Source organism: Kitasatospora sp. NPDC048296, assembly GCF_043201815.1.
Taxonomy (GTDB): Bacteria; Actinomycetota; Actinomycetes; order Streptomycetales; family Streptomycetaceae; genus Kitasatospora.
In genome coordinates, this window is the sequence record NZ_JBICZB010000022.1 from 2,081 (window position 1) to 14,712 (window position 12,632).

Annotated in this window: 1 protein-coding gene (cut by a window edge); it reads right to left on the minus strand. The window is 77.2% G+C overall.

Going from position 1 to position 12,632, the window contains the following annotated elements:
- Positions 1-12,632, minus strand: the end of a protein-coding gene (locus tag ACGF12_RS15595; RefSeq protein WP_393029390.1) for a type I polyketide synthase. 15,382 nt of this gene lie beyond the right edge of the window; 12,632 of the gene's 28,014 nt are visible here — the last part of the coding sequence; its start codon lies beyond the right edge, outside the window; its stop codon occupies positions 1-3.

Below are 12,632 nucleotides of genomic sequence, written 5' to 3' on the forward strand. Positions count from 1 at the left end.
TCAGTCCTGGGCGTGGTCGGGGTCGTTGCGCAGGGCGGCCTGCACCAGGTCGTCCAGGTCCATCGCGTCGATCGCGTCGGTGTCCTCGGTCTCCTGGGCGGGCGCGTCGTCGGCGAGCCTCAGCAGTGCGTCCAGGACGCCGCTGCGCCGCAGGCGGTCCAGCGGGACGGACTCGACGAGCGCCCGCAGGCGGGCGCGCTCGGGGTCCGCGCCGTCCGTTCCGGCCCCGCTGTCGCCCTCGAAGAGCAGGCCGAGCAGGTGCTCGGCGAGTTCGGTCGGGCTCGGGTGGTCGAAGACCAGCGTCGGGGACAGGTCCAGGCCGGTGGCGGCGCCGAGCCGGTTGCGCAGCTCGATCGCGCCGAGCGAGTCGAACCCGAGGTCGCGGAAGGCCTTCTCGGGGCCGACGGCCTCGATGCCGGGCAGTCCGAGCACCTCGGCCGCGCGGCCGCGCACCAGCCCGAGGAGGGCGGCGGAGCGGCGGGCCGGGCTGAGCGCGGCCAGTTCGGCGCGCAGCTCGCGGCCGTCGGCGTTGTCCCCGCCGGGGCCCTGCGGGTCCGCGTAGCCGGGGAGTTCGGCGAGCAGTCGGCTCGGGCGGACGGCGGTGAAGGCGCGGACGAAGCGCTCCGGGTCGACGTCGGCGACCAGCGTGGTCGGCGCGGTGTCGAGGACGGCCCGGCGCAGCGCGGCGACCGCGACGGCCGGATCGAGCGGCCGGATGCCGGTACGGCGGGCGGCCTCGCCGGCCCGGGCGTCGGCGGCCATGCCGCCGCCGGCCCAGGCGCCCCAGGAGAGGGAGGTGGCGGCGAGACCGTCGGCGCGGCGGCGTTCGGCGAGGGCGTCGAGGACGGCGTTGGCCGCCGCGTAGTTGCCCTGGCCGGGGTTGCCGACGGCCGCGGAGGCGGAGGAGAACAGGGCGAAGACGGCGAGGTCGTGGTCCCTGGTCAGCTCGTCGAGCAGGAGGGCCGAGGTGGCCTTGGCGCGGTAGACGTCCTTGAAGCGGTCGGAGGTGAGGCCGTCGATGACGCCGTCGTCGAGCACGCCGGCGGCGTGGACGACGGCGGTGAGCGGGTGCTCGGCGGGCACGGCGGCCAGGACGGCGACGAGCGCCTCCCGGTCGGCCGCGTCGCAGGCCGCGACGGTGACGGCGGCGCCGGTGGCGGCGAGTTCCTCGCGGAGCTCGGCCGCGCCGGGGGCGTCCGGGCCGCGGCGGCTGAGCAGCACGAGGTGCCGGGCCCCGGCGGCGGCGAGGCCGCGGGCGACCTCGGCGCCGAGCGCGCCGATGCCGCCGGTGATCAGGACGGTGCCGGTCGGGTCCCAGTCCGCCGGATCGCTCACGGACCCGCCGGGCGTGGCGGCCAGGCGCCGGCCGAGGATCCCGGTGGGCCGGACGGCCAGCTGGTCCTCCCCGTCCGGGTCGGCGAGGACTGCGGCCAGCAGGGCGCCGGTGCGCCGGTCGAGGCTCGCGGGCAGGTCGATCAGGCCGCCCCAGCGCTGCGGGAGTTCGAGCGCGGCGACCCGGCCGAGGCCCCAGACGGCGGCCTGGGCCAGTCCGGTGACGCGGTCGCCGGGGGCGGCCGCGACGGCGTCCCGGGTGAGGCACCACAGGGGGGCGCCGATCCGGGCGTCGCCGAGCGCCTGCACCAGGGCGGCGGTGCGGGCAAGCCCGGCGGGGACGCCGCCGTCCGCGGACTCGTCGAGCACGGACTCGTCGAGCGCCAGGAGGGACACCACGGCGGTGATCTCCTCGGCCGCGTACGGGAGTTCGGCGAGCTGCTTGGCGAGTCCGGCGCGGTCGGCGTCGGCCTCGACGGTCAGCCGGACCGCGTCCGCGCCGAGTGCGGCGAGGACGGCGTCCGTCCAGGCCGGGTCGCCGTGGCCGGCGGGCACGACGGCGAGCCAGGTGCCGGCCGGGGCCGCGGCGCGCGGCCGGTCGAGCGGCTTCCAGACGATCCGCCGGCGGCGGGCGTCCACGGCGGCCTGCTCCTCGCGCCGGTCGTGCCAGTCGCGCAGCGCCGGGAGCACCTGGGCGAGGGCGTCGCCGTCGACGTCCAGGGTGCCGGCGAGCGCGTCGAAGGACGCGGAGCGCAGCGCCGTCCAGAACTCCCCGTCCGGCGACGCGGTCGGGGACGCCGCCGGGCCGAACGACTGCTCGGGCCAGTAGCGCTGCCGCTGGAACGGGTAGGTGGGCAGGTCGACCCGGCGGGCGCCGGTGCCGGTGAAGAGCGCGGACCAGTTCGGCGCGAGCCCGTCGGTGTGCAGGCGGGCGACGGCGGTGAGCAGGGTCGTGCGCTCGTCGCGGCCGTGGCGCAGCGCGGTGGCGGTGACCACCGGGCGGGCCGGGTCGGCGTCCGCCGCCGTGTTGGCCTGGACGAGCGCGGACAGCACACCGTCCGGGCCGAGTTCGAGGTGGCGGCGCACGCCGCGGGCGGTCAGGGCGGCGACGCCGTCGGCGAAGCGGACGGCCTCGCGGACGTGGCGCACCCAGTACTCCGCCCCGGTGTCGCCGGTGACGACGTCGCCGGTCAGGTTGGACACGAGCGGGATGCGCGGGGCGGCGTAGGCGATGCCCCGGGCGGTCCGTTCGAAGTCGTCGAGCATGGCGTCCATGTGTACGGAGTGAAACGCATGACTCACCCGCAAACGCCTAGTCCTGCGTCCGTCGGCGGCGAATCCGGCGGCGATGCGTTCGACGGCGTCCGCGTCTCCGGAGAGCACCACCGACGTGGGCCCGTTGACGGCGGCGATCGAGACGCCGTCCGTCAACAGCGGCAGCACCTCCTCCTCCGTCGCCTCGACCGACACCATCGCTCCCCCACCGGGGAGTTCGGACATCAGCCGGGCCCGAGCCGCGACCAGCGTGCAGGCGTCCTCCAACGAGAACACCCCCGCCACATGCGCCGCCGCGATCTCACCGATCGAGTGCCCCACCACGAAATCGGGCCGCAGACCCCACGACTCCACCAGCCGGAACAGCGCCACCTCCAGCGCGAACAACGCCGGCTGCGCATACCCCGTGTCATCCAGCAGCTCAGCCTCCGCCGAACCCTCCGCCGCGAACAGCACCGGGCGCAGCGGCCCGGCCAGCCGTCCCTCGAAGCCGGCGAGGACCGCGTCCAGCGCGTCGGCGAACACCGGGTGGGCGGCGTACAGCTCCCGCCCGGCGCCGGGGCGCTGCGAGCCCTGGCCGGGGAAGAGGAAGGCGGTCTTCCCGCCCAGGGCCGAACCCTGGACGAGCTGCGTCGCGGCCTGGCCGTCGACGAGGGCGTGCAGGCCCTGCGTCAGCTCGGCGCGGTCGGCGGCGAGCACGGCGGCCCGGTGGTCGAGCAGCGTGCGGGTGGTGGCGAGCGAGTGGCCGAGGTCGCGGACGGTCAGCTCCGGGTGCGCGGCGAGGTGGCCGAGCAGCAGGGCGGCCTGCTCGCGCAGCGCGGCGGGCGTCGCGGCGGAGAGCGGTACGGGCAGCGGCCGGTCGTCCGGGCGCTCCTCGGCCGGCTCGGCCGCGGGCGGCGCCTCGACGATCACGTGGGCGTTGGTGCCGCTCGCGCCGAAGGCGGAGACGCCCGCCCGGCGCGGGTGGCCGGTGGCCGGCCACGCGGTCTCCTCGGTGAGGAGCTCGGCGGCGCCGGCCGTCCAGTCGACGTGCGAGGACGGTGTGCCGACGTGCAGCGTGCGCGGCAGCAGGCCGTGCTGCATGGCCAGCACCATCTTGATCACGCCGGCCACGCCGGAGGCGGCCTGGGTGTGGCCCAGGTTCGACTTCAGCGCGCCGATCAGGACGGGCCGTTCGCGGTCCTGGCCGTAGGTGGCGAGGAGCGCCTGCGCCTCGATCGGGTCGCCGAGCCTGGTGCCGGTGCCGTGTGCCTCGACGGCGTCGACCTCCGCGGGCGCCAGGCCCGCGTTGGCCAGGGCGCGCCGGATGACGCGCTGCTGGGACGGGCCGTTGGGCGCGGTGATGCCGTTCGACGCGCCGTCCTGGTTGATCGCGGAGCCGCGCAGGACGGCCAGCACGCGGTGGCCCCGGCGCTCGGCGTCCGAGAGCCGCTCGACCACCAGGACGCCGACGCCCTCGGACCACGCGGTGCCCTCGGCGGCGTCGGAGAAGGTGCGGCAGCGCCCGTCCGGGGAGAGCGCCCCCATCTCGCCGAACTCGACGAAACCGACCGGGCTCGACATCACCGTCACACCGCCCGCCAGGGCCAGCGAGCACTCGCCGGACCGCAGGGCCTGGGCGGCCAGGTGCAGGGCCACCAGCGAGGACGAGCACGCGGTGTCCACACTGACCGAGGGCCCCTCCAGCCCGAGGGTGTAGGAGAGCCGGCCGGAGAGCAGGCTCGCGGACTGCGCGGTCTCGACGTGGCCGAGCTGGCCGATGGCCGGCCGGTAGTCGCCGCTGCCGCCGCCGATGAAGACGCCGGTGTCGCCGCCGCGCAGGCCCGCCGGGTCGATCCCGGCGCGCTCCAGCGCCTCCCACGCGGTCTCCAGGACGAGCCGCTGCTGGGGGTCGACGACCATCGCCTCGCGCGGGGAGACCCCGAAGAAGGCGGCGTCGAACTCGGCCGCGTCGTACAGGAACCCGCCCTGCTGGGTGACGCTGCGCCCGCGCCCGTCGCGGTCGCCGTGGGCGAGCCGGTCGAGGTCCCAGCCGCGGTCCGCCGGGAACGGGCCGATCGCGTCGGCGCCCTCCCGCAGCAGCCGCCACAGGTCCTCGGGCGAACGGACGCCACCCGGGTAGCGGCAGCCCATGCCGACGATCACGATCGGGTCGTCGGTGTCGGCGGCGACGGCCGAGCGCTCCACCTCCTGCGCCTCGTCGAAGAGTTCGGAGCGGAGGTGGGCGGCGAGGGCCGTCGGGGTCGGGTAGTCGAACACGAGGGTGGCCGGCAGGCGCAGGCCGGTCGCGGTGTTGAGCCGGTTGCGCAGGTCGACGGCGGTCAGCGAGTCGAAGCCGAGGTCCTTGAACGGGTGCCCGGACGGCACGTCGTCGGCGTCGGCGTGGCCGAGCACGGCGGCCGACTCGGCCCGGACGATCGCCAGCAGCGCCTCGGTGCGCTCGGCCGCCGACCGCTCGCGCAGCCCGGCGCGCAGCGCGTCGGCCTTGCCGGAGGAGGCGCTTGCCTCCGCCGGCTCCGCGGCGACGCGGGCCTCGGGCAGGTCGGCGAAGAGCCGCGTCGGCCGGGCCTCGGCGAAGGCGGGCGCGAAGCGCTCCCACGCCACGTCGGCGACGGTGACGGCGGGGCCGTCGAGGGCGGCGGCGAGGGCCGTCAGGGCGCGGTCGGGAGCGACGGGCGGCAGCCCGTTGGCCCGCAGGTGTGCGGCCAGGGAGTCGGGCGTGCTGCCCGCCCAGGCGCCCCACGCGACGGCGGTGGCGGGCCGCCCGGCGGTGCGGCGCCCCTGGGCGACGGCGTCGAGGAGGGCGCTGGCGGCGGCCTCGTCGGCCCGGCCCTTCACACCCCAGGTGCCGGTGATCGACCCGAACAGCACGTAGGCGTCGAGCTCCCGGTCCGCGAACGCCTGGTCGAGCGCGTCGAGATCGGCGAGCAGCCCGGCGAGCTGGTCGGCGGGCTGGTCGGCGGGCTCTCCGGTCCGGCCCGTGTAGAGGACGGCCGAGAGGTCCGGCAGCCCGAGGACGGCGGCGACGGCCTCCGGGTCGCCGGGCGTGCCGGTGACGAGCGTCAGCTCGGCGCCGTACTCGGCGAGCTCGGCGCACAGCCGGTCGACGGTCTCGCCGGCGACGGCGGTGTCCGCGGCGAGCAGCACCACCTGCCGGGCGCCCGCGTGGGCGAGCCAGCGGGCGGCGGGGGCCGCGTGGCCCTCCGGGTCGCCGACCACCAGAACGGTGCCGCGCGGGGTCCACGGGCGCGCCGAGTCGGACGTCGTGGCGCGCCCGAGGCGGCGGGCGAAGGCTCCGGCAGGGCGCAGCGCCAGCTGGTCCTCGCCGTCCCCGGCCGTCAGCAGGGCGCGCAGGCGGGCCGCCGTGCGGGCGTCGGGGGCCTCGGGGAGGTCGATCAACCCGCCCCAGCGCTGCGGGTGTTCGAGGGCGGCCACCCGGCCGACGCCCCAGGCGGCCGCCTGCGCGGCGTCCTGCGGGGCCTCGGTGTCGCCGACGGCGACGGCGCCCCGGGTGAGGCACCACAGCGGGGCCTGGACGCCCGCCTCGCCGAGGGCACCGAGCAGGGCGTCCGGCCGGGCGAGCCCGGTGGGCACGCCGCCGGAGGCGGCGAGCAGGGACACCACGCCGGTGATCGGCCCGGCGAGCGGGGCCGGGTCCACAACGTCGTCCCCGTCGACCGCCACCCGCACGACGTCCGCGCCGAGGGCCGCGAGCACCGCGGACGTCCAGGCGTCGTCGTCCCGGTCGGCCGGGACGAGGGCCAGCCAGGTGCCCGGCAGGGCGTCCGGGCCGGTGGGGGCGGCGTACGGCTTCCAGACCGCGCGGTAGCGCAGCCGGTCGGCGTCCGTCCGCTCGCTCCGGCGGCGGCGCCACGCCGAGAGGGCGGGGAGCAGGGCGCTGAGCGACGTGTCGTCGTCGAGGCCGAGGGTCGTGCCGAGGGCGGCGGTGTCGGCGCGCTCGACGGCGGCCCAGAACGCGGCGTCTGCCGGGTCGGCAGCGGCGACGGCCTCGGGTGCGCGCTCGGGCCAGTACAGGTCGCGCCGGAACGGGTAGGTGGGCAGGTCGACCCGGCGGGCGCCGGTGCCGTCGAACAGCCGCGCCCAGTCGACCGGGACACCCGCGACGTGCAGGCGGGCGAGGGCGGTGACCAGGGTGTGTTCCTCCGGCCGGTCACGGCGGAGGGTGGAGGCGGTCACGCTCTCCGCGCCGAGCCCCCGCTCGGCGAGGGCGGCGAGGACGCCGTCCGGGCCCAGCTCCAGGAAGGCGGTGGCTCCCGCCTCCTCCAGCGCCTGGACGCCGTCGGCGAAGCGGACGGTCTCGCGGACGTGGCGCACCCAGTACTCGGGGGTGCACGGATCCGCGCTCGTGTCACCCGTCAGGTTGGAGACCAGCGGGATCGAAGGAGCCTCGTAGGCGAGCCCGTCGAGGACGGCCCGGAACTCGTCGAGCATCGGCTCCATCAGCGGCGAGTGGAAGGCGTGCGAGACCCGCAGGCGCGTGGTCCGCCGGTCGGCGAAGTGCGCCTCGATCGCCGCGACGGCTTCGGCGGCACCCGAGACCACCACCGACGTCGGCCCGTTCACCGCGGCGATCGACACCGACTCGTCCAGCAGCGGCAGGACTTCGTCCTCCGAAGCCTCGACGGCGAGCATCGCGCCGCCCTCCGGGAGCGCCTGCATCAGCCGGCCGCGCGCCGCCACCAGCGTGCACGCGTCCTCCAGGGAGAACACCCCGGCCACATGCGCCGCGGCGATCTCACCGATCGAGTGCCCGGCCACGAACTCCGGCCGCACGCCCAGGGATTCGACCAGCCGGAACAGCGCCACCTCGACCGCGAACAACCCGGCCTGGGCGTACTCCGTCCGGTTCAGCGGCTCCGCGTCCTCGCCCCACACCACGTCCCGCAGCGGCCGGTCCAGAAGCTGGTCCAGCCGTGCGCAGACGCCGTCGAAGGCCTCGGCGAACACCGGGAAGCGGGCGTACAACTCCCGCCCCATGCCGATCCGTTGCGAGCCCTGCCCGGAGAACAGGAACGCCGTCGAGCGCTCGGCGGCGACGCCGCGGGCGACCTCGGCGCCGTCCAGCAGCACCGCCCGGTGCCCGAGCGAGGCCCGGCCGACGGAAAGCGAGTGGGCGACGTCCAGCGCGGACGGCCCGTCCACCTCGGCGAGGCGCGCGAGCGAAGCGTCCAGCGCGGCCTCCGACTTGGCGGAGACCACCCACGGCGCCGCGCCCGCGGTCACCACCGGACCGGCCGGCTCCACGGTGGCAGGCGCCTGCTCCAGCAGGACGTGCGCGTTGGTGCCGCTGACGCCGAAGGCGGAGACGCCGGCCCGGCGCGGGCGGCCGGTCTCCGGCCAGTCCCGGGCCTCCGTCAGGAGCTCCACGGCGCCGGCCGTCCAGTCGACGTGCCGGGAGGGCGCGTCGACGTGCAGCGACTTCGGCAGCAGACCGTGCCGCATCGCGAGCACCGTCTTGATCACACCGGCGGCGCCGGCGGCGGCCTGGGTGTGGCCGAGGTTGGACTTCACCGAACCGAGCAGGAGCGGCAGTTCGCGCTCCCGCCCGTAGGCGGCCAGCAGGGCGTGCGCCTCGATCGGGTCGCCGAGGGCGGTGCCGGTGCCGTGCGCCTCGACGGCGTCGACCTCGGCGGCGGTCAGGCCCGCGTCGGCGAGGGCCGCGCGGATCACCCGCTGCTGGGCCCGGCCGTTGGGGGCCGTCAGCCCGTTCGAGGCGCCGTCCTGGTTGACGGCGGAGCCGCGCACGACCGCGAGCACCGGGTGCCCGTTGCGCCGCGCGTCGGAGAGCCGCTCCAGGACGAGCACGCCCGCGCCCTCGGACCACGCGGTGCCGTCTGCGGCGTCGGCGAAGGGCTTGCAGCGGCCGTCCGAGGCCAATCCGCCCTGCGCGGTGAACTCGACGAAGGCGTCCGGGCTGGACATCACCGAGGCGCCGCCGGCCAGGGCCAGCGAGCACTCCCCGGCGCGCAGCGCGCGGGCGGCCAGGTGGAGCGAGACGAGGGCGGAGGAGCACGCGGTGTCGACGGTGACGGCCGGGCCCTCCAGCCCGAGGGTGTAGGAGAGCCTGCCGGACAGGACGCTCGCGGTGTTGCCGGTGGCGGCGTGACCTCGGACGTCGGCGGTGCCGCGGCGCAGCACGGTCAGGTAGTCCTGGCCGTTGGTGCCGACGAAGACGCCGGTGTCGCTGCCGCGCAGCCGGTCGGGGGCGATGCCGGAGCGCTCCAGGGCCTCCCAGGAGGTCTCCAGGAGGAGGCGCTGCTGGGGGTCCATGGCGAGGGCTTCGCGCGGCGAGATGCCGAAGAAGCGGGCGTCGAAGCGGCCGACGCCGTCGAGGAAGCCGCCGTGGAGGGTGGCGGAGCCGCCGCGGCCGAGGGCGTCGAGGTCCCAGCCGCGGTCGGTGGGGAACGGGCGGACGGCGTCGGCGCCGTCGCCGAGCAGCCGCCAGAGGTCCTCCGGCGACTCGATGCCGCCGGGGAAGCGGCAGGCCATGCCGACGATCACGACCGGGTCGTCCGTGACGTCCCGCAGGACCGGGGCCCGGTCGGGTTCGGGCAGGGTGCCGAGGAGTTCGGCGAGCAGGTGGGCGGCCAGGTCCGCCGGGGTCGGGTGGTCGTAGACCAGGGTGGCGGGCAGGGTCAGGCCGGTGGCGGCGGTGAGGGCGTTGCGCAGTTCGACGGTGGTGAGGGAGTCCATGCCGAGGTCGGTGAAGGGCTGGTCCGCGCCGACGCGCTCGCCGCCCGCGTGGCCGAGGACGGCCGCGACGCGGGTGCGCACGAAGTCGAGGACGAACCGCTCCCTGGCCTGCTCGGACAGCTCGGCGAGGCGCTGTCGCAGCCCGGATTCCTGGGCGGCGGCGGCCGGGCGGCCGGCCGGTCCGGCCAGCGTGGCGATCAGCGTGGCGATCAGCGGGACGGGCCGCTGCGCGGTGAAGACGGCGGCGAAGCGCTGCCAGTCGATGTCGGCGACGGTGAGCGCGGTGTCGTCGTGGTCGAGGGCGTGTCCGAGGGCGGTCAGGGCGCGCTCGGGCGCCATCGGGCCGTAGCCGCCGCGGCGCACCCGCTGTTCGACGCCGGCCCCGGCCATGCCGTCGCCGGCCCACGGGCCCCAGGCGATCGCGGTCGCCGGGCGGCCGTCGGCGCGGCGCTGCTCGGCGAGGGCGTCGAGGTGGGCGTTGGCGGCGGCGTAGTTGGCCTGTCCGGCGGCGCCGATGGTGCCGGCGGTGGAGGTGAAGAGGACGAAGGCGGCGAGGTCGGTGTCGCGGGTCAGCTCGTCGAGGTGGTGCGCGGCGTCGACCTTGGGGCGGTACACCTCGGCGAAGTGTTCGGCCGTCAGGGTGTCGAGGGTGCCGTCGGCGACGACGCCGGCGGTGTGGAAGACGGCGGTGAGCGGCCGGCCGGCGGGGACGGCGGCGAGGACGGCCGCGAGGGCCTCCCGGTCGGCGGCGTCGCAGGCGGCCAGGGTGACGTCGGCGCCGAGGGCGGCGAGGTCGGCGCGCAGCTGCTCGGCGCCGGGGGCGTCCGGGCCGCGACGGCTGACCAGCAGCAGGTGCTCGGCGCCCTGGGCGGCGAGGCGGCGGGCGAGCTGCCCGCCGAGGCCGCCGGTGCCGCCGGTGATCAGGACGGTGCCGGCGGGCGCGTACGGCCGGGCGGCCGGGCGCTCGCCCAGCGGCTGACGCAGCGGGTGGCGCACGAGGCGCCGGGCGAAGGTGCCGGAGGCGCGGACGGCGAGCTGGTCCTCGCCGTCGGTGCGGGCGAGCGCGGCGGCCAGGCGGCGCAGCGCGGTGTCGTCGAGCTGCTCCGGCAGGTCGATCAGCCCGCCCCAGCGGGTGGGCAGTTCGAGGGCGGCGGAGCGGCCGAGGCCCCAGACGGCGGCCTGCCGGGGGTCGGCGGAGCGGTCGGAGCGGCCGGTGGCGACGGCGCCGCGGGTGAGGCACCACAGCGGGGCGGTGAGGTCCGCGTCGCCGAGGGCCTGGACGGCGGTGACGGTGGCCGCGAGCGCGTCGTCACCGAGTGCGAGCAGGGACAGGACGCCGGTGATCTCCCCGACGGCGGCCTCGCGCAGCTGGGAGGCGAGCGCGGCCCGGTCGCCGGAGACCCGGAGGGTCACCCCGTCGACGAGCCCGTCCACCCACGGTGCGTCGTCCGACGCGAGCACCAGCCAGCGGCCGGACGGCCGGGCCGCGGCGCCCGTGGCATCGAGCGGCGTCCAGGAGGCGCGGTAGCGCCAGGCGTCGACGGTGGAGCACTCGCGCCGGGCGCGGCGCCAGGTGGAGAGGGCGGTCACGGTGTCGCGGTCGAGGTCCAGGCCGGTGCCGAGCGCCCCGAGGTCGCCGCGGTCGACGGCGGCCCAGAACTCGGCGTCCACGGGGTCGGATCCCACCGCCGGGACGGACCGGCCCTCCGGCCAGTAGCGCTCCCGCTGGAACGGGTAGGTGGGCAGGTCGGCGCGGCGGGCGCCGGTGCCGGCGAAGACGGCCGCCCAGTCCGGGCGCAGGCCGCCGACGGCAAGCCGGGCGAGCGCGGCCGTGAGGGCCGGGACGCCGGGCCGGCCGCGGCGCAGCGCGGGCACGCCGGTGAGGCGGGCGCCGTCGCCGAGGGTGTCGCGGGCGGCCGCGGTGAGGACGCCGTCCGGGCCGAGTTCGAGGAAGGCGGTGGCGCCGTGGCCCGCGAGGGCCTGGACGGCGTCGGCGAAGCGGACCGTGCCGCGCACCTGCCGGGCCCAGTACGCGGGCGCGGCGAGTTCGTCGGCGGTGGCGGGTGCGCCCGTGACGGTGGAGATCAGCGGGATCGCCGGGGCGTCGTAGGTGAGCGTGGCGGCGACGCGGGTGTAGGCGTCGAGCATCGGCTCCATGTGCGGGGAGTGGAAGGCGTGCGAGACGCGCAGGCGCTTGGTGCGCCGCCCGACGAACTCGCCCGCAACACGGAGGACTTCGTCCTCGTCGCCCGCGAGCACCACCGACCTGGGCCCGTTGACGGCGGCGATCGAGACGCCGTCCGTCAACAGCGGCAGCACCTCCTCCTCCGTCGCCTCGACCGACACCATCGCTCCCCCACCGGGGAGTTCGGACATCAGCCGGGCCCGAGCCGCGACCAGCGTGCAGGCGTCCTCCAACGAGAACACCCCCGCCACATGCGCCGCCGCGATCTCACCGATCGAGTGCCCCACCACGAAATCGGGCCGCAGACCCCACGACTCCACCAGCCGGAACAGCGCCACCTCCAGCGCGAACAACGCCGGCTGCGCATACCCCGTGTCATCCAGCAGCTCAGCCTCCGCCGAACCCTCCGCCGCGAACAGGACGTCCCGGACGGGCCGTTCGTAGGCGAGGTCGAAGCGGGCGAGGACGGCGTCCAGCGCCTCCGCGTACACCGGGTACCGGTCGTACAGCTCCCTGCACATGGCCGGGTACTGGCTGCCCTGGCCGGTGAACAGGAACGCCAGGCCGCCGACGGCCGCCCGGCCGGTGACGAGGGCGGCGTCCGGCAGGCCGTCACGCAGGGCGGCGAGCGCGCGCCGGAGCTCGGCGCGGTCGCCGGTGGTGACGGCGGCACGGCGGTCGAGCGCGGTGCGGGTGGTGGCGAGGGAGAACGCCAGGTCGGCGAGCGGCAGTTCGGGCTGCTCGTCGAGCGCGGTGAGCACCTGACCGGCCTGGGCGCGCAGCGCCGCGTCGGTACGGGCGGACAGCGTGAAGGGCACGGTGTCGCCGTCCGCCGGCGCAGCCGCCACGACGGCGGCCGGTGCCTGTTCGAGGATCACGTGCGCGTTGGTGCCGCTCAGCCCGAAGGAGGAGACGGCGGCCCGGCGCGGACGCCCGGTCTCCGGCCAGTCGCGCGCCTCGGCGAGGAGCTCGATGGCGCCCTCCGTCCAGTCGACGTGCGTGGACGGCCGGTCGATGTGCAGGCTGGCCGGGAGCACGCCGCTGCGCAGCGCGAGCACGGTCTTGATGACGCCGGCCACGCCGGAGGCCATCTGGGTGTGGCCGATGTTGGACTTCACCGAGCCGA